Raw genomic sequence first — 17,802 nt, forward strand, 5'->3', positions numbered from 1 at the left:
GTCCGGGTTCGGCCGTGCGGGAACCGCTACCCGCGGGAGTCCTCGCGGACGTCCGCCGAGTCCTCGGCGTCGTCCTCGTCCTCGTCGTCCTCGCGCGGAGCCCGGTACGGGTCCGGGTCACCGGCCGGCTCGGCGCCGTGCGCGATGCGGGCCACCTCGGCGTCGGCCTCGCGGGCCTTCGCCAGCAGCTCCTCCATGCGCCGGGCCTCGTCGGGCACGGTGTCGGTGACGAACGTCAGCGTCGGCGTGAACCGCACACCGGTCTGCGCGCCGACCGTGCTGCGCAGCACGCCCTTGGCGCTCTCCAGCGCCGCGGCCGCACCCGCGAAGTCCGGTTCGACGTCGATCTTCGCGCCGAGCACGGTGTAGTACACGGTCGCGTCGTGCAGGTCACCGGTCACCCTGGTGTCGGTGATGGTGACGAAGTTGAGCCTCGGGTCCTTGACCTCGTGTTCGATCGCGGAAGCGACGATCTGCGAGATCCGCTTGGCGAGCTTGCGCGCGCGGGCCTGGTCGACCACGACGCCCTCCTAGTGTCGATGTCGAGCTATTCGTCCTCTGGTCCCAGCAGGCGGTGCCTGGCCGAGAGCAGTTCCAACTCGGGGCGACCGACCACCAGCCGTTCGGCGGCGTCCATCACCTCTCGGACGTGCGTCGCGTCCGGCGCGACCACCGCCACCCCGATGAGCGCGCGGCGGTGCAGGTCGAGATGACCCGCCTCGGCCGCGGAGACCTCGAACTTGCGGCGGAGCTCGGCCACGACGGGCCTCACCACCGACCGCTTCTCCTTCAGGGAGTGGACGTCGCCGAGCAGCACGTCCAGCTCCAGGGCACCTACGTACACAGGCATCACCGTGGAACGAGCGTTGTGGTGGTCACCCCGGTGACACCGGGGTGCACGACGAGTTCGGGGCCGCCACGAGGACGGCCCCGAACTCAACTTCCCGCCGAGATCAGCCGCGCGGCTTCTCGCGCATCTCGAAGGTCTCGATGACGTCCTCGACCTTGAGATCGCTGTAGTTGCCGAGCGTCAGACCGCACTCGAAGCCCTCGCGGACCTCGGTGGCGTCGTCCTTGAACCTCTTCAGCGAGCTGATCGGGAGGTTCTCCGCGACGACCTTGCCGTCGCGGATCAGGCGAGCACGCGCGTTGCGGCGGATCTCGCCGGACAGGACCATGCAACCCGCGATCGTGCCGACCTTGGAGGACTTGAACACGTCGCGGATCTCCGCGCGGCCCAGCTGAACCTCTTCGTACTCCGGCTTGAGCATGCCCTTCAGGGCCTGCTCGATCTCGTCGATCGCCTGGTAGATGACCGTGTAGTACCGGACGTCGATGCCCTCGCGGTTGGCCAGCTCGGTGGCCTTGCCCTCCGCGCGGACGTTGAAGCCGAGCACGATCACGTTGTCCGCGATGGCGAGGTTGATGTCGCCCTCGGTGATGCCACCGACGCCCCGGTGGATGACCCGCAGCTCGACGTCGTCGCCGACCTCGATCTTCATGAGCGCGTCCTCGAGTGCCTCGACGGTACCCGAGTTGTCGCCCTTGATGATCAGGTTGAGCTGGCTGGTCTCCTTCAGAGCCGCGTCCAGGTCCTCCAGGCTGACCCGCTTGCGCTTCGACGCGTTCATGGCGTTGCGGTTGCGGGCCTGGCGGCGCTCGGCGATCTGCCTGGCCACCCGGTCCTCGTCCACGACCAGGAACGTGTCACCGGCACCCGGCACCGACGTCAGACCGATGACCTGCACCGGCCGCGACGGGGTCGCCTCGATGACGTCGTCGCCGTGCTCGTCCACCATGCGGCGCACGCGGCCGTAGGCGGCACCGGCGACGATCGAGTCGCCGACCCGGAGCGTTCCGCGCTGGACGAGGACCGTGGCGACCGGACCGCGACCGCGGTCCAGGTGAGCCTCGATCGCGACGCCCTGCGCCTCCATCTCCGGGTTCGCCCGCAGGTCGAGGGACGCGTCGGCCGTCAGCAGGATCGCTTCCAGCAGACCGTCGATGTTGATGCCCTGCTTGGCGGAGATGTCGACGAACATCGTGTCGCCGCCGTACTCCTCGGCGACCAGGTTGTACTCGGTGAGCTGCTGGCGGATCTTGGCGGGGTTGGCCCCCTCCTTGTCGATCTTGTTCACCGCGACCACGATCGGCGCACCGGCCGCCTGGGCGTGGTTGATCGCCTCCACCGTCTGCGGCATGACGCCGTCGTCGGCCGCCACCACGATCACCGCGATGTCGGTCGAGTTCGCACCGCGAGCACGCATGGCGGTGAACGCCTCGTGACCGGGGGTGTCGATGAAGGTGATGAGCCGCTCGTTGCCCTCGAGCTCGGTCCGCACCTGGTAGGCACCGATGTGCTGGGTGATGCCACCGGCCTCGCCCTCGGCGACCTTCGCCTTGCGGATCGTGTCGAGCAGGCGCGTCTTTCCGTGGTCGACGTGACCCATGACGGTGACGACCGGCGGACGGATCTGGAGGTCGTCCTCGCCACCGGCGTCGTCGCCGTAGGTGATGTCGAACGTCCCGAGCAGCTCGCGGTCCTCCTCCTCGGGGGACACGACCTGCACGTTGTAGTTCATCTCCGAGCCGAGCAGCTCGAGGACCTCGTCCGAGACCGACTGGGTCGCGGTGACCATCTCACCGAGGTGGAACAGCACCTGGACCAGCGACGCCGGGTTGGCGTTGATCTTGTCCGCGAAGTCGGTCAGCGAGGCACCGCGCGGCAGGCGGATCGTCTCGCCGCTGCCCTTGGGCAGGCGGACGCCACCGACCGAGGGCGCCTGCATGTTGTCCATGTACTCCTGGCGCTTCTGCCGCTTGGACTTGCGTCCACGACGCGCCGGACCACCCGGACGACCGAAGGCACCAGCCGTGCCACCGCGACCGGCACCGCCGCCGCCACCGGGACGACCGCGGAAACCGCCGCCACCGGCGGGAGCGCCACCGCCGCCACCGGGACGGAAGCCACCGCCACCGCCACCGCCGCCACCGGCACCACCGGGACGGAAGCCACCGCCACCGCCGCCACCGGCACCACCGGGACGGAAGCCACCGCCACCGCCGCCACCGGGACGACCAGCGCCGCCACCGGCACCACCGGGACGACCAGCGCCGCCACCGGGGCCGGGACGACCGCCACCGCCGCCGGGACGAGGACCGGCCGGGCGGCCGGGCATCATGCCGGGGTTCGGGCGAGGAGGCATGCTGCCGGGGTTCGGGCGCGGACCACCGGAACCGGCGGAACCGCCGGGACGGGGACCGGCCGGACGGCTGTCACCGGGCTTGGGCGCGTTGCCGCGCTCGCCCTGGTTGCCGCCGGGGGCACCACCGGGAGCGCCACCGGGACCGGGGCGCGGACCGGACGGACGCGGGGCGGGAGCGCCGCCGCCGACACCGAACGGGTTGTTGCCGGGACGCGGGGCGCGGGGGCCCTGCGGCTTCGGCGACTGCGGCTTCGGCGGGACCACGGAGGGACCCTGCTGAGCCGGCTGGGTGTTCTGCGCCGCCGGGGCCTGCGGCTGGGGAGCGCGCGGACCCGGACGGGGACCTGCGGGCCTCGACGCCTGCGGGGCCCTGGGGGCCGCAGCGGCCGGAGCCTGCTGCTGCGGCTGCGCGGCGGGAGCCGCCGGAGCCTGGGCAGCGGGTGCGGGGGCGGCGGGAGCCGCCGGAGCCTGAGCCGCGGGTGCGGCGGGCTGCGGGGCGGGAGCCGTCTCCTGCTTGGGCGCGGGCGGCTTGGGGGCCGCCGGACGCGGGCCGGGCATCGGGCCGGGACGGCCGGGCACGGGGCCAGGCCTGCCCGGAGCGGCGGGCCTGTTCTCCTGCGGCCTGTTCTCCGGGGAACCACCGGACTGCTGCGCCGGGGCGGCCGGCTTCGGCGGACCCGGACGGGCGCCGCCCGGCTTCGGCTTGGACTCGTTCTTGGTGTACGCGTCCCTCAACCGGCGGGCCACGGGGGCCTCGACGGTCGACGACGCCGACTTCACGTACTCGCCCTGGTCGGCGAGCTTCGTGAGCACTTCCTTGCTCGTGACTCCGAGCTCCTTCGCGAGCTCGTGCACGCGGGCCTTGCCTGCCACTGCTCTCCTCATCGGGTGATGAGGCCGGCGGGCAAGTCCCGTCGACCTCGTCCTAACGTCGCGCGTTCATGGCTTCAGCTTCACGGCTGACTCATGACGGGTCGACCTGCTTCCTTGATTCCTGCTGGCCGCGGGGCGTTCCTGCGACCGGGCTCTCGTGAGCGAACTGCTCGAAGTGGCGCACCACGGCGGACACGTCGAGCGTCGTCGGAGCGCGAAGCGCCCTCGGCAACGCCCGACGCCGCTCGGCGCTGCGCAGGCAGTCCGGGTCGAGGTGCAACCACGCACCCCGTCCCGGCAACCTGCGCCGTGCGTCGGGGACGGCCGTCCCGTTCAGCACCACCACGCGCAGCAGCTCGGAGGGCAACGCCCGAGCGCGGCATCCTATGCACGTACGAACTGGGCCGTCGTGCGCGAGAACCGATCCCCGACGTTGAACCACTGAGTAGTCTATCTCCTGATCCTCAATCAGCCGAACCGGATGTCGCCGCACCCGCTGGAGCGGCCCCTCCGGCCTCGGCGTCGCTGCGGATGTCGATGCGCCATCCGGTCAGCCGAGCGGCCAGTCGGGCGTTCTGCCCCTCCTTGCCGATCGCCAGCGACAGCTGGAAGTCGGGCACCACGACACGGGCCGTCTTGGCCCGCTCGTCGAGCACCCTCACGGACACGACCTTCGCAGGCGAGAGGGCGTTCCCGACGAACGTGGCCGGGTCGTCGGAGTGGTCGATGATGTCGATCTTCTCACCGGCCAGCTCGCTCATGACGTTGCGCACGCGGGCTCCCATCGGCCCGATGCACGCGCCCTTGGCGTTCACCCCCGGCACGGTCGACTTGACCGCGATCTTCGAACGGTGACCTGCCTCACGTGCCACCGCGGGGATCTCCACGGTGCCGTCCGCGATCTCCGGGACCTCCAGCGCGAAGAGCCTGCGCACGAGGTTCGGGTGCGTCCGGGACAGGGTGATCTGCGGACCGCGCGCGCCGCGGGAGACCCCGACGACGTAGCACTTCACGCGCTCGCCGTGCACGTAGGTCTCGCCGGGCACCTGCTCGGCCGGGGGCAGCACGCCCTCGGTGTCGCCGACCTGCACCACGACCATGCCGCGGGCGTTGGCCCGCGCGTCGCGCTGCACGACACCGGCGATGATCTCGCCCTCCTTGGCCGAGAACTCGCCGAAGGTGCGCTCGTGCTCGGCGTCGCGCAGCCGCTGGAGGATGACCTGGCGGGCCGTCGTGGCGGCGATGCGCCCGAAGCCCTCCGGCGTGTCGTCCCACTCGTCGGCCACGCTGCCGTCCGGTCCGAGCTCCTGCGCCAGGACGCGCACGGAGCCGGACTTGCGGTCGATCTCGACCCGCGAGTGCGGGAAGTGTCCCTCTGTGTGCTTGTACGCCGTGAGCAGCGCGGTTTCAATCGCGTCGAGCACGGTCTCGAAGGGGATGTCCTTGTCCCGCTCGATCGCCCGAAGCGCGGCGATGTCGACGTTCACCTCGACCCCTCCTCCGTTCCCTCTCCAGTGCCCTGCTCCAGCAGGGCGAGCTCGTCCGCGGACGGCTGCTTGAACTCGATCTCCACGACGGCGCGCTCGACGTCGCCGTACTCGATCCGGCGCAGCTCTCCCTTGACGAGGAGCACGACACCGGTCTCGTCGGCCTGCCCGACGCGGCCGAAGAACTCGACCGCGTCCGGCTGCTTGACCTTGACGAGGCGCTGCCTGGCGCGCCGCCAGTGCCTCGGCCTGGTCAGCGGCCGGTCCGCCCCCGGCGAGGTGACCTCCAGCGTGTAGGGGCCGGCCAGGAGGTGCTCGTTGGCGTCGAGCGCGGCGGACACCGCGCGACTGGCCACGGCCACCTCGTCCAGGCCGATGCCGTCCTCGCCGTCGACGACCACCTTCACCAGCCGGCGACGCCCAGCCTGATGCACGTCGAGCAGTTCGAGGTCGAGGCCGATGGCCCCGACCGCCTCCTGCACGACGGGTTCTAGCTGCGCGGCAAGCTCTCCGCGCGGCGGGCTGGACACGTAGTCACTCCCCTGGTCCTCGGGTGCAGTCCACATCCGTTCTCGGGCACGAGAACCCCGGCCGACGCTGCACTCGCCGGTCGTGGTCGCCCAGAGTATCTCGTTCGCGGGGCGCTCACCGCCGCCGCCGACCGCGGCGGGCCGATCCGGCGGCCTCGGACCGCCTGGCAGGATGACACGCCGTGATCCCCTCTTCCCGTGGTCCGCAGCTCAGCCGTCGTGGCGTGCTGCTCGCCGCCGCGGCCGGGCCCCTCGTGGTGGCGTGCACCACGAAGGAGACCTCGCCGCCGGAGCCCGACCCGCTGGCCGAGCTGGCGGAGCAGGCCCGCGTCGACGCCGCGCTCGCGGCCGCCGTCGCCGCGTCGTTCCCCGGTCTGGGCGCCGACGTCGTCGCGGCCAACCGCGGTGAGCACGCGCAGCGGCTGGCCGCCGAGGTCGAGCGGGCGCGGACCACCCCGTCGTCCGCGGCGCGGTCGCCGTCCGGGGCTCCGTCCTCGCAGCCGGTCGCGCCCCCGGCCGACGCCGGCTCGGCGGTGGCGCTGCTCGCCGACGCGCTGGCCGCGGCGCAGCGGCGCGGCACCGAACTCCTGCCCGACCTGCCCACCCACCGGTCCGGCCTGGTCGGCGCGGTCGTCGCCGGGTGCGCCTGCCTCGCGGAGGTACTCGCGTGACGCTCTCCCCCGAAGCAGTGGCCGCCACGCAGACGGCCCTGGCGGCCGAGCACGCTGCCGTCTGGACCTACGGCCTGGTCAGCGCCTTCGTCAGCGACGCCGACGCGACGACGCGGGGCGCGAACGCGCACCGGGCGCGTCGCGACACCACCGCGCGGCTGCTGCGCGACGCGGGCGCCGAGCCGCAGCCGCCCGCGGCCGCCTACCTGCCGCCGGAGCCGGTGACCGACGCGGCGTCGTCGATCGCCGCTCTCGTCGCGGTCGAGGCCGACGCGTGCCGGGCGTGGCACGGGGTCCTGGAGCGCACCGACGACACCGACCTGCGCCGCTCGGCGCTCGACGCGCTGACCGAGTCGGCCGTGCGGGCGACCCGGTGGCGCAAGACCGGCGGCATCACGCCGGTGGCGGTGGCGCTGCCCGGCACGTCCTGACGCGCTACTCCGCCTTCATCTCGGCGGTGAGCCGGAAGGCGTCGTTGCTGATGCGCTTCATCAGGGCGTTGTGGGTCGGCTCGTCGGGGACGTGCTGCACGGCGTCCGACTCGATGATCACGACCTCGCGGTCGACCTGCTGCGAGGCGTAGCCGCCGTTGCCGAGCGTCGTCAGGCCCGGCACCGACGCGACCCCCTGCTTGATCAGGTCGTTGACGTTGCCGGTGTCGTCCTGGGTGGTGAGGTTCTTCAGCCCCACGGCGTCCTCGACGGTCTTCATCTTCACGATCGAGATCGACGTGTAGACCTTGCGGCCGTCGTCGGTGGTGGTCGTGTAGAGCGCGCGGATCAGCTCCTCGCAGGGCTTGGCGCGCAGGTACTCCTGGGTCTTGGTGTAGGCGTTGGCGGCGCAGTCGGTGTCGTGCCGCGGCTCCGGCACGGAGGCGGACACCGCGAACTCGAACTCGCCCTCGGGGACGGTCTTCTGCGGCGTGCTCAGGTCCTGCGGCGTGGTGGTCGGCTTGAGGGCCAGGTACAGCAGCCCGGAGAGCACCGCCACGCCGAGCAGGCCGATCCCCTTGACGACCAGGCCGCGCCTGCCGCCACCCGGCCGCTGGTCCTGCTGCGGCGGTGGCGGTGGCGGGTACTGCTGCTGTCCCCAGCCGTACTGCGGCTGGCCGGGAGCGGGCGAGAACTGCCCGATGTCGACCGGCGGCATATGCGCGGTGCTGGACGGGCCCGCCGGGACGCGGGGAATCCGCTGCGTCACCTCTTCGGGCGACTCGTGGGGAACCGACACGGCACTCACGGTAACGGACGCTCCTCAGCGGAGCGCTTCGAGCACCAGGTCCACGTCCTCGTCGGTGTTGTAGAGGTGGAAGGCGAGGCGGGTCCGCCCGGCGCGCTGGCTGCTGACCACGCCAGCGGCGGCCAGTCGTCCGGCCCGCTCACCGAGGTCGAGCGACACGATCGCGGACCCCGCCGGCGGCAGGCCGAGGCCGGTCAGGACGGCGTCGGCCAGCCGGACGCAGTGGTCGCGCACCCCCGCGAGGTCCAGCGACGCGAGCCAGTTCAGCGAGTGGGCCGCGCCCACCTGCGAGAACCACACCGGGGAGGTGTCGAACCGCCGCGCGTTCCCGGCGAGCCGCAGCGGCAGGCCGTAGACCGACGACCAGACGTCCTGCCCGGCGTACCAGTTCGCGGTCTGCGGGACGGTCGTCTCCAGCACCTCGGGACGGCACGCCATCCAGGCCGCGCCGCGGGGAGCGAGGAGCCACTTGTACCCGGCGGCCACCACCCAGTGGGCCCAGTCCAGCGCGAGCGGCGTCCAGCCGGCCGCCTGGGTCGCGTCGAGCAGGACCCGCGCCCCGGCGGCGGAGGCGGCGTCCCGCAGCGCGTCGAGGTCGGCGATCCGGCCGTCGGCGGACTGCACGACGCTGGTGACCACGAGGTCGTGCCCCTCGACCCGCGAGGGCAGCTCGGTCAGCTCCACCTCGGTGACGGTCACGCCGCGGTGGGCCTGCGCGGCGAACGGGAACGTCGCGCTGGTGAACTCGCGCGCCGGGACGAGCACGCGGGTGCCGTCCGGGACGCTCGCGGCGACGAGGCCGACGAACTGGGCGGCCGTGGAGCCCTGGGCGACCGCGTCGGCGGGCACGCCGACGAGCCGGGCGAAGGCCGCGCGGGCCGTGGCCACGTGCTCGTCGAAGTCGCCGGGCCGGTCGGTGCCGGCGGCCCAGCGCTGCACGCTGTCGCGGACCGCCGCGGCCGCCGCGGCGGGAGGAACGCCGATGCTGGCGGTGTTGAGGTAGCCGGTGGGGACGTCGAACCGCTGACCGAGGTGTTCGCGCACCCGTCGATCACACAGTGCCGACCCCCTCCCCGTCCACCCTCTTCCGGCGGACGTAGACCTGCTTGCGCACGCGGGCCACGACGGAGCCGTCCTCGGCGAGCACGTCCGTGTCGAACCACACCAGCGCCTTGTCGCCCCCGGCGGTGCGCTCGCGGATGTCGGCGAGGTGCTCGTCGGTGAGCCGGAACTCGGCGGTGACGGTGCCGCGGCCGGGCCGCACGAACTCGATCTCGGCGGCGCGGTCCCACACGAGGTGCCCGCGGCCGACGTTCCGCAGCACCAGCAGCATCCAGAACGGGTCGGTCATCGCGAACAGCGATCCGCCGAAGTGGGTGCCGACGTAGTTGCGGTTCCACGGCCGCAGCCGCAGGCGCACGCGGGCGAAGCGGTGGTCGTCGGACATCTCCAGCACGCGGATCCCGGCGAACAGGAACGGCGGCCACAGGTTCATCAGCAGGCGGAGGCGCGAGGCGGACACGTCCAGCAGTGTCGCAAGAGGGGCTACTGGCGAGTAACTCCGCGTGGTCACCACCACACCGCGCCGCGCGCCTACCGTGGACGGGTGCTCACCGAAGAGATCGAGATCCGCACCGGCTCCACCGAGGTCGTCCACGACCTGACCGGCGACTGCGCCCGCTTCCTCGACGCCGTCGACGGCGACGGGCTGCTCAACGTCTGGGTGCCGCACGCCACCGCCGGGATCGCCGTGCTGGAGACCGGCGCGGGCAGCGACGACGACCTGCTCGCCGCGCTGCGCGACCTGCTGCCCGCCGACGGCCGGTGGCGCCACCGGCACGGCACGCCGGGCCACGGCCGCGACCACGTGCTGCCCGCCCTGGTCCCGCCGTACGCGACGATCCCCGTGCTCGGCGGCGTCCTCGCGCTGGGCACGTGGCAGTCGGTCTGCCTGGTGGACACCAACGTCGACAACCCGGTCCGCCGGGTCCGGCTGAGCTTCCTGCCCGGATAGAAGATCGAGGTCACGGCCCTGCCGACGGTGCCACGCGGTACGGTTGCGCCGGAACTCGACCGGGTGGTGGACACCGCGGCGGGCCGTCCCAGGAGTGACCCCAGGAGTGGCGTTGTCCTACCCGTCTCAGTACCAGGGCTTCGGGATGTACCAAGCCCCCCAGCAGAAGCCCCCGCGCGGCAGACGTCCGCTCTGGCTCGCCCTCGGCGTGATCGGCCTGGTCGTGCTCGTCGTCGGCGGTGTCGTGGCGGCCGTGCTGATCTCGCGCGGCGACGCGGAGGCGGGCGGCGCGCCGTCGCCCACCCCGGCCTCGACGTCGAACGCCGATCCGGCCGAGGACTGGCAGGAGATCCGCGGCGACAGCAGCAAGATCGTCTACGAGGTGCCGCCCACCTGGATCTCCCAGTCCGGCACGGTCTCGGCGAGCCAGGTCGAACTGGGCGAGCTGATGAAGACCGGCACGTTCGAGTGCCGGGGCGAGAAGCTCGTGCAGGCGTACGCCGGGTCCGGCACCAGCACGACGGCCGACCCGAAGGCCGTGGCCGTGGCGGTGGCGACCTCGATCGCCGTGGACTCCTACTCGGTGGACGGCAACCGCCCGTCCGCCGGGCAGCCGAAGATCAGCACGATCACCCGCGACGGCGTCACCGGCGTGCGGGCCGACGTCGAGGTGACGCCGACCGCCGTGAGCGCCTGCCACCCGCCGAAGGGCCTCGTCACGGTCGTCGCGCTGCCGCACGCCTCCGGCACGGCCGTCGTGACCCTCAACGTCGCGCAGGGCGGACCGCACTCGGCGGACGGCCCCACCGACGACGAGGCGGAGCGCATCCTCGACAGCGTGCGGCTCGCGTGAGCGCGCGGCGGTCCCGCACGCTCGTGCTGTGGGACGTCGACCTCACGCTCGTGGACCTGCGGGGCGTCGGCGGCACCTGGTACCGGGAGGCGCTGAGCACCGTCACCGGGGTCGACCTGGTGCACACCCCGTCGTTCGCGGGCCGCACCGAGCGGGCCATCACGACGGACCTGCTCACGACGCACGGCGTCGCCGTGACCGACGAGACGATCACGGCGATGCACGAGGCGCTGGCCGAGGTGGCGCTGCGGGAGCACGGCGGGCTCGCCGAGCACGGGCGCGCGCTGCCCGGTTCGGCGGAGGTGCTGGCGGCGCTGGCCGCGCAGGACGGCGTCGTGCAGAGCGTCGTCACCGGCAACCTCGTGGAGATCGCGCGGTACAAGCTGGCGGCCTTCGGCCTGGACCGCCACGTCGACCTCACCATCGGCGGCTACGGCGTGCTGTCCGAGCACCGTCCCGACCTGGTCACCGAGGCGGTCCGCCTCGCCGCGGCCAAGCACGGCGAACGCTTCCCGCCGGACTCGGTGGTCGTCGTGGGCGACACCCCGCACGACGTCGCGGCGGCCCTGCACCACGGCGCGGTCGCGGTGGGCGTGGCGACCGGCCGCAGCTCGACCGGCGAACTGCGCGAGGCGGGCGCGCACGTGGTGCTGGAGGACCTGTCCGACACCGCGGCGGTGGTGGACGCGCTCCTCGCGGCGCGCTAACCCAGCACCGCTTCGAGGTACTGGAGGTCGCCGGGCCGCCGGGCGGCCAGGTGCACCCACGACGTGCCGCCCCGCTCGCCCGCCAACGCCAGCAGGTGCTCACCGGCGTAGAGCCGGGAGCCCGCGGTGGGGCCGGGCAGCGGCAGCGGGCGCAGCGGGTCGAGCAGCAGGTCCCGGCGGCCGGGCGACAGGTCGTCGGCGTACGCGCGGTACCGCGCGCCGACGACCGCCTCGTGCACGAGCAGCGACACCAGGAACTCCGCCAGCGGCGCTCCCGTGCGGTGCCACGGCTCACCCCGCAGGGCGGTCCGCCGGCGCACCAGGCCGTCCGGGCCCGCGCCCCACTCGTAGAGGCCGCGGCGCTCGACCCAGAACACGAGCACGCCGTCGTCCGCGCGGACGTCCCTCGGGGCGAGCAGCCCGTCGTGCGCCACCGAGTGCCGCGACAGGGCCTCGTGCAGGTCCAGCAGCGCACCGGGCAGCGCGGCGGCGGGTCGCGCCCCCGCCAGGTCCGGTTCGCCGTACCACCACCGGAGGAACCCCGGCACGGTCCACGCACCGATCATCGCGGCAGCCTCCCACGGCGCGCGGACGGCCACCGGGCTCGGCGGCCGTCGCGCGGGTTCGGGCGGACGTCAGGAGCGGACCACGCCCAGCAGGTGCGGCACCACGTCGGCGACCGCGATCTCCTCGCGGTCGCCGGAACGGCGGTCCTTCACCTCGACCGTGCCGTCGGCCAGGCCGCGGCCCACGACCAGGATCGTCGGCACGCCGACCAGCTCGGCGTCCTTGAACTTCACGCCGGGGCTGGCCCTGCGGTCGTCCAGCAGGACCCGCAGACCGGCCTCGTGCAGCTCGGCGGCGATCTTCTCGCCACCGGCGAGCAGCGCGTCGTCCTTGCCCGCGACGACCACGTGCACGTCGGCGGGGGCCACGTTGCGGGGCCAGATCAGGCCGCGGTCGTCGTGGCTCTGCTCCGCGATGACCGCGACGAGCCGGGACACGCCGATGCCGTAGGAGCCCATCGTGATGCGCACCGGCCTGCTGTCCGGGCCGAGGGCGTCGAGGGAGAACGCGTCGGCGTACTTGCGGCCGAGCTGGAAGATGTGGCCGATCTCGATGCCGCGCGCCGCGACCAGCGTGCCGCGGCCGTCGGGCGACGGGTCGCCCTCGCGGACCTCGGCGACGTCGATGACGCCGTCCGGGGTGAAGTCGCGGCCCGCGACGAGGTCGACCACGTGGTGCTCGGCCTCGTCCGCGCCGGTCACCCAGGCCGTGCCCCGCACCACGCGGGGGTCGACGAGGTAGCGCACGCCGTTGGCCAGCAGCGCGCCCGGTCCGATGTAGCCCTTGACCAGGAAGGCGTTGCGGGCGAAGTCGGTCTCGGTCAGCAGCTCGACCTCGGCGGGCTCGACGGCCGCCTCCAGCCGCTTGAAGTCCACCTCGCGGTCGCCGGGCAGGCCGACGGCCAGCAGCGTCCACTCCTTCTCGCCGGGCTCGCGGGTCTTCACCAGGACGTTCTTCAGCGTGTCCGCGGCGGTGAAGGTGCGGCCCAGCCCGGCGGCGTTGAGGAAGTCCACGAGCGTCTCGATCGTGGGGGTGCCCGGCGTGCGGTGGACCTGCGCCTCCGGCTTGTCCTCGATCGACTGCTCCGGCGGCGCGATCGTCGTCACGGCCTCGACGTTCGCGGCGTAGTCGGACTCCGTGCTGCGCACGAACGTGTCCTCACCGGTCTCGGCGACCGCGAGGAACTCCTCCGACGCCGACCCGCCCATCGCGCCGGAGGTGGCGGAGACGATGACGTACTCCAGCCCGAGCCGGTCGAAGATGCGGACGTAGGCGTCGCGGTGGTCCTGGTAGGACTTGGCCAGGCCCTCGTCGGTCAGGTCGAAGGAGTACGAGTCCTTCATGACGAACTCGCGGCCGCGCAGGATGCCGGCGCGGGGACGCGCCTCGTCCCGGTACTTCGTCTGGACCTGGTACAGCGTGACCGGGTAGTCCTTGTACGAGCTGTACTCGCCCTTCACGGTGAGGGCGAACAGCTCCTCGTGGGTCGGGCCGAGGAGGTAGTCGGCGCCGCGGCGGTCCTTGAGCCGGAACAGGTTGGGGCCGTACTCGGTCCACCTGTTCGTCGCCTCGTAGGGCTCCTTCGGCAGCAGCGCGGGGAACTGGATCTCCTGCGCGCCGAACGCGTCCATCTCCTCGCGCACGACCCGCTCGACGTTCCGCAGCACCCGCAGACCGAGCGGCAGCCAGGAGTACCCGCCCGGCGCGACGCGGCGGACGTAGCCGGCGCGGACCAGCAGCTTGTGGCTGGGCACTTCGGCGTCGGCCGGATCCTCGCGCAAGGTGCGCAGGAACAGCGACGACATCCTGGTGATCACGGTGAGTGCTCCTCGTGGCGAAAGGCACGGGTTGTCCGAGCGTGCGAGCAGCGTAGTGAACGGCGTCCTCGCAGTTCCACCTGGTGGCGGTTCGGCCGGGGCCGTCGCGGCACGTCACCGCACGGGCAGCGAGTGCGTCACCCAGCGGGTGTCGACGGTGAACCCGGCGCGCTCGTAGACACCGAGCGCGCCGGTGGGGTTGGTGGCGTCCACCCCCAGGCCCGCGCTGCGGAAGCCGCGGGCGAAGGCGTCGGTCATCGCGCGGTTCAGCAGCGCGGAGGCGACGCCCCTGCCCCGGTGCGCGCGCAGGGTGCCCACGTCGGCGATCCACAGCTCGCGCACGCCCCTGGCGATCGTGTCGGCCTCGAAGTGCCTGCTCAGCACGAAGCCGACGACCGCGCCAGCGGCGTCGAGCGCCAGCGGGGACAGGTCCGGTTCGAACGACGCCCCGCCGGTGTAGTGCTGCGCCCAGCCCACGGGTGTCGCGTCGGCGGTGCCCCAGTGGTCGGCGAACGCGGCGTTGCGCACCAGCCGCACCTCCTCGTCGCGGTCGCGGGAGTACGGCACGAACCGGTACCCGTCCGGTTCCGCCACCGGCGCCGGCGGGTGCGGCAGGCCGGTGCGCATGTCGAAGAACCAGCGCTGCGGCGTGAACCCCGCGCGGCGCACGAGCGCGATCGCGTCCTCGCGGTGCTCGGCCGCCGTCACGTCCAACACCAGCGGCATGTCGCCGTGCAGGCGTCCGTGCAGCAGCGCGGCGCTCCGCACGAGCCGGTCCAGGAGGGCGGTGCCCATCCCGGCGCGGCGGTGGCGGGGGTGGACCGCACCCCGCAGCCACACCCGGTGCTCGACCGTCGCGGCCCGGCGGGTGCGCACGATCCCGAACGCGACGAGCAGGTCCCCGTCCCACACGCCGACCGTGCCGTCGGCGAGGTCCAGCTCGGGGTCGGTGAGCAGGTCGGCGACGTCGTCGGCCGAGTGGTGCTCCCCGGTGCGGTCCACCGCCTCCACCGCGGCCATCAGCGCCGTGAGCGCGGGGACGTCGGCCGGGGACAGGGCTCGCCGGGTCAGCTCCACCACGGAGAAGCTACGCGCACGCCGGCCACCGCTCGACCGGATTTCGGGGCGCTGAAATACCCTGAGCAGGTGCTGGTGCTGCTTCCCCCGTCGGAGACCAAGGCCACCGGCGGCACGGGTGCGCCGCTGGACGTCGACGCCCTGTCGTTCCCCGAGCTGACCCCCGTGCGGGAGAAGCTGCTGGCCGCTCTGGTCGAGCTGGCCGCCGACGTCCCGGCGAGCCTGCGGGCGCTGGAGCTGTCGCAGCGGCAGGCCGCCGAGGTGACCCGCAACGCCGAGCTGCGCTCCTCCCCCACGACGCCCGCGCTCGCCCGCTACACCGGCGTCCTCTACGACGCGCTGGACGTGCGGACGCTGACCCGCGCGCAGCGGGCGCGCGCCGAGCGGAGCCTCGCGGTGGCCTCGGCGCTGTTCGGCGTCGTGCGCGGCGGCGACCCGATCCCGGCGTACCGGCTCTCCGGCGGCAGCGCCGTTCCCGCGATCGGCCCGCTGGGCACGCTGTGGCGGCCCGCGCTGGAACCGGTGCTCACCGGCCTGGACGAGCTGGTGGTGGACCTGCGCTCCGGCGCGTACTCGGCGCTGGCGCGGGTGCCGTCGGCCGTCGTGGTGCGGGTGGTCTCGGAGGACGGCTCGGGGCGGCGCAAGGCCGTGAGCCACTTCAACAAGGCGCACAAGGGCCTGCTGGCCCGCGCGGTGGCGGCCTCCCGCGCCGAGCCGTCGGACGTCGCCGGGCTGGTGCGGCTCGCCTCGCGGGCGGGCCTGCGGCTGGAGCCGACCGGGGAGCGTTCGCTCGACCTGGTGACGCACGCCTGAAAACCGGTTGCGCGCCCGTGCGGCGTGCGCCACTCTCGTGCTCGTCGCAGACGCAGCCGGTGCGTGACGCCGGTGGATCGGAGGAGGTGCCCGATGTCCACAGCTGTCCGGGACGTGGCGCCGACCCGTCCACCCGCTCCGCGCGGCTGATCGCACCACCGATCCCAGCACGCCGATCACCGGCGTCCCCGCGCGGGCGGCTCACCTCATCGTTCGAGGAGAACCACCAGTGCGCGAGCACGAGGACCACATCGAGCACGACGACGTCCACGACCGGCGCGGCGGACGAGCCGCGCGCCGCGGGCGCCGGGAGCACGACGACCTGGAGCCGACCCGGCGCGGGCGGCTCACCCACGAGGAGCGGGCACGGCTGGCCCGCGTGCGCGAGGACTCGCTCAGCGAGGCCGACGTCCCGCCGGACGGCGACCGCTGGTCGACGTGGGGCGACGCCGACCACGGCCCCGCGCCGCGCCCGGCGTGGCTCGTCACCGACCTGGCCGCGGTCGACCACGAGCTGGGCGTCCTGAAGACCGGCAAGGAGGCCGACGTCCACCTGCTCCGGCGGGCGATGCCGGGCACCGACCGGTCCTGCCTGCTGGCGGCGAAGCGCTACCGCAGCGGCGACCACCGGCTGTTCCACCGGGACGCCGGGTACCTGGAGGGGCGGCGGATGCGGCGGTCCCGCGAGATGCGGGCGATGTCCACCCGCAGCTCGTTCGGCCGCAACCTCATCGCCGAGCAGTGGGCGGTGGCCGAGTTCGCGGCGCTGAGCAGGCTGTGGCTGCTGGGCGCACCCGTCCCCTACCCCGTGCAGCGCGCGGGCACGGAGCTGCTGCTGGAGTTCGTCGGCGACGACGACGGCACGGCCGCGCCGAGGCTCGCGCAACTGCGTCCGGAGCGCGACGAGCTGGCCGGGCTGTGGTGTCAGCTCGTGGACGCGCTGACGGTCCTCGCGGGAGCGGGGCTGGTCCACGGCGACCTGTCGGCGTTCAACCTCATGGTCCACGAGGGGCGCCTCGTCCTGATCGACCTGCCCCAGGTGGTGGACCTCGTGGCGAACCCGCGCGGCCCCGAGTTCCTGGAGCGGGACGTGCGGAACGCGGCGGCGTGGTTCACCTCCCGCGGGCTGCCCGCCGACGAGGCGGACCCGCTGGAGGTCACCCGGCTGCTGCTGGACTCTGCCGGTCTGAGCTGAGCACCGGCCAGAGCACCTCGAAGAGCTGGTCGACGCGATCGGCGGGCATCGGCTCGCCGGTCGCGAACCAGTGGTAGACCAGCGGGCCGACCACGAGGTCGCGCACGACGTCGGCGTGGAGGTCGGTCCGCAGCTCGCCGCCCGCCACGCCCCGCTCGACGATCTCGTCGATCTGGGCGTGGCGGGTGGCGATGAACCGCTCGTAGAGCTGGTCCCCCAGCTCCGGGTCGCGCCGGGCCTCCGCGGTGACCGCGAGCACCGCCCAGCCGAGCGAGGAGCCCACCAGCCCGGTGACCACGAGCTCGACGAACTCGCGCAGGTCCTCGCGCGCGCTGCCGGTCCTCGGCAGCGGTGGTGGCACCGCCGCCTGGAGCAGGACCTGCGTCACCAGGTGCACCTTGGACGGGAAGCGCCGGTACACCGTCGGTCTGCTCACGCCGGCGCGCGCGGCGACGGCGTCGACGGTGAGAGCGTCGAAGCCGACCTCGGCCAGCAGTTCCATCGTCGCCGCCGCGAGCGCTCGATCGACCTCAGCGCTGCGGGGACGTCCTCTTGCGCCACTCGTGCTCATCTACTCGTATTCCGTTACAGAATGTAATGTTGCGTTGCGGTTTCCGTAGTCGACTCGGAAGCTACCTGGGCTTCAGCTCCGCAGTGGGCCGGTTGCCGGTGCTCGGCGTGGCGGATGGCCCCACGACGTTCCACCTGATGACACACTCCGCTGTGCGCTAGAACACGCCACGCACCGGCAAA

At 73.3% G+C, this 17,802-nt stretch carries 20 protein-coding genes; 7 read left to right on the top strand and 13 right to left on the bottom strand.

Translation table 11 applies throughout. The features are described 5' to 3' along the window. Positions 1–26 precede the first annotated feature (26 nt). The 6 genes from rbfA to rimP all read right to left on the bottom strand — a co-directional run bounded on the left by rbfA (position 27) and on the right by rimP (position 6,096). Entirely contained in the window at positions 27–521 is a 495-nt protein-coding gene (rbfA, locus tag IMZ35_RS01545) for a 30S ribosome-binding factor RbfA (protein ID WP_199439033.1), read from the bottom strand. Between the two features lie 26 nt (positions 522–547). Beyond that, positions 548–844, bottom strand: a complete 297-nt coding sequence (locus IMZ35_RS01550; RefSeq protein ID WP_199439034.1) for a DUF503 domain-containing protein — start codon at positions 842–844, stop codon at positions 548–550. Between the two features lie 109 nt (positions 845–953). Beyond that, positions 954–4,079 (bottom strand): translation initiation factor IF-2, encoded by a 3,126-nt coding sequence (gene infB, locus IMZ35_RS01555; RefSeq protein WP_199439035.1) that lies wholly within the window; start codon positions 4,077–4,079, stop codon positions 954–956. Positions 4,080–4,170: 91 nt separating this feature from the next. After that, positions 4,171–4,446, bottom strand: a complete 276-nt coding sequence (locus IMZ35_RS01560; RefSeq protein WP_229369238.1) for a YlxR family protein — start codon at positions 4,444–4,446, stop codon at positions 4,171–4,173. A gap of 97 nt (positions 4,447–4,543) precedes the next feature. Further along, positions 4,544–5,566: a transcription termination factor NusA gene (gene nusA / locus IMZ35_RS01565; protein WP_199439037.1), complete on the bottom strand. Its 1,023-nt coding sequence runs from the start codon at positions 5,564–5,566 to the stop codon at positions 4,544–4,546. Beyond that, positions 5,563–6,096 carry a ribosome maturation factor RimP gene (gene rimP / locus IMZ35_RS01570; protein ID WP_199439038.1) on the bottom strand — a complete coding sequence of 178 codons (534 nt, stop codon included), beginning with the start codon at positions 6,094–6,096 and terminating at the stop codon, positions 5,563–5,565. The genes nusA and rimP overlap by 4 nt, the downstream gene beginning before the upstream one ends. A 182-nt stretch (positions 6,097–6,278) precedes the next feature. Here rimP and IMZ35_RS01575 point away from each other — a divergent pair, with 182 nt between their 5' ends. Next, positions 6,279–6,767 carry a hypothetical protein gene (locus IMZ35_RS01575; RefSeq protein ID WP_307867651.1) on the top strand — a complete coding sequence of 163 codons (489 nt, stop codon included), beginning with the start codon at positions 6,279–6,281 and terminating at the stop codon, positions 6,765–6,767. Continuing rightward, a complete protein-coding gene (locus IMZ35_RS01580; RefSeq protein ID WP_199439039.1) occupies positions 6,764–7,198 on the top strand; it encodes a ferritin-like domain-containing protein in 435 nt (144 codons plus the stop codon). Before IMZ35_RS01575 ends, IMZ35_RS01580 begins: the two co-directional genes overlap by 4 nt. A gap of 4 nt (positions 7,199–7,202) precedes the next feature. Here IMZ35_RS01580 and IMZ35_RS01585 read toward each other — a convergent pair whose 3' ends face one another. From IMZ35_RS01585 to IMZ35_RS01595, 3 genes are read right to left on the bottom strand one after another with little or no spacing between them, the layout of a single operon-like run. Further along, the gene (locus tag IMZ35_RS01585; protein ID WP_199439040.1) at positions 7,203–7,997 is read right to left on the bottom strand and encodes a hypothetical protein; all 795 of its coding nucleotides are present in this window, start codon (positions 7,995–7,997) and stop codon (positions 7,203–7,205) included. 24 nt (positions 7,998–8,021) lie between these two features. Then, entirely contained in the window at positions 8,022–9,050 is a 1,029-nt protein-coding gene (locus tag IMZ35_RS01590; protein ID WP_199439041.1) for an aminotransferase class V-fold PLP-dependent enzyme, read from the bottom strand. 7 nt (positions 9,051–9,057) lie between these two features. Next, positions 9,058–9,528: a DUF4442 domain-containing protein gene (locus IMZ35_RS01595; RefSeq protein WP_307867652.1), complete on the bottom strand. Its 471-nt coding sequence runs from the start codon at positions 9,526–9,528 to the stop codon at positions 9,058–9,060. Positions 9,529–9,612: 84 nt separating this feature from the next. Here IMZ35_RS01595 and IMZ35_RS01600 point away from each other — a divergent pair, with 84 nt between their 5' ends. The 3 genes from IMZ35_RS01600 to IMZ35_RS01610 all read left to right on the top strand — a co-directional run bounded on the left by IMZ35_RS01600 (position 9,613) and on the right by IMZ35_RS01610 (position 11,580). Further along, positions 9,613–10,020, top strand: a complete 408-nt coding sequence (locus tag IMZ35_RS01600) for a YjbQ family protein (protein ID WP_199439042.1) — start codon at positions 9,613–9,615, stop codon at positions 10,018–10,020. Between the two features lie 112 nt (positions 10,021–10,132). Beyond that, complete coding sequence (locus tag IMZ35_RS01605) at positions 10,133–10,873, top strand: DUF8017 domain-containing protein (protein WP_199439043.1); 741 nt, start codon at positions 10,133–10,135, stop codon at positions 10,871–10,873. Continuing rightward, a complete protein-coding gene (locus IMZ35_RS01610; protein ID WP_199439044.1) occupies positions 10,870–11,580 on the top strand; it encodes an HAD family hydrolase in 711 nt (236 codons plus the stop codon). Before IMZ35_RS01605 ends, IMZ35_RS01610 begins: the two co-directional genes overlap by 4 nt. Here the strand turns inward: IMZ35_RS01610 and IMZ35_RS01615 are convergent. The 3 genes from IMZ35_RS01615 to IMZ35_RS01625 form a co-directional block, all read right to left on the bottom strand. Then, on the bottom strand, positions 11,577–12,146 hold the full coding sequence (locus tag IMZ35_RS01615; RefSeq protein ID WP_199439045.1) for a hypothetical protein: 570 nt from the start codon (positions 12,144–12,146) through the stop codon (positions 11,577–11,579). The genes IMZ35_RS01610 and IMZ35_RS01615 overlap by 4 nt on opposite strands. A gap of 69 nt (positions 12,147–12,215) precedes the next feature. Beyond that, on the bottom strand, positions 12,216–13,964 hold the full coding sequence (locus tag IMZ35_RS01620) for a proline--tRNA ligase (RefSeq protein ID WP_199439046.1): 1,749 nt from the start codon (positions 13,962–13,964) through the stop codon (positions 12,216–12,218). Positions 13,965–14,078: 114 nt separating this feature from the next. Continuing rightward, complete coding sequence (locus tag IMZ35_RS01625) at positions 14,079–15,041, bottom strand: GNAT family N-acetyltransferase (protein ID WP_199439047.1); 963 nt, start codon at positions 15,039–15,041, stop codon at positions 14,079–14,081. 69 nt (positions 15,042–15,110) lie between these two features. On the opposite strand from IMZ35_RS01625, the gene yaaA reads away from it, so the two are divergent. Both yaaA and IMZ35_RS01635 read left to right on the top strand, forming a co-directional pair. Continuing rightward, positions 15,111–15,854: a peroxide stress protein YaaA gene (gene yaaA, locus IMZ35_RS01630; RefSeq protein WP_199439048.1), complete on the top strand. Its 744-nt coding sequence runs from the start codon at positions 15,111–15,113 to the stop codon at positions 15,852–15,854. 229 nt (positions 15,855–16,083) lie between these two features. Beyond that, positions 16,084–17,049 carry a serine protein kinase RIO gene (locus tag IMZ35_RS01635; protein WP_199439049.1) on the top strand — a complete coding sequence of 322 codons (966 nt, stop codon included), beginning with the start codon at positions 16,084–16,086 and terminating at the stop codon, positions 17,047–17,049. Here the strand turns inward: IMZ35_RS01635 and IMZ35_RS01640 are convergent. Beyond that, a complete protein-coding gene (locus IMZ35_RS01640; protein WP_199439050.1) occupies positions 17,012–17,620 on the bottom strand; it encodes a TetR/AcrR family transcriptional regulator in 609 nt (202 codons plus the stop codon). The two genes, IMZ35_RS01635 and IMZ35_RS01640, sit on opposite strands and share 38 nt — an antisense overlap. Positions 17,621–17,802: the final 182 nt, after the last annotated feature.

Origin of the sequence: Umezawaea beigongshangensis (assembly GCF_016464305.1) — a bacterium.
In the GTDB taxonomy this organism is placed as follows: Bacteria; Actinomycetota; Actinomycetes; order Mycobacteriales; family Pseudonocardiaceae; genus Umezawaea_A; species Umezawaea_A beigongshangensis.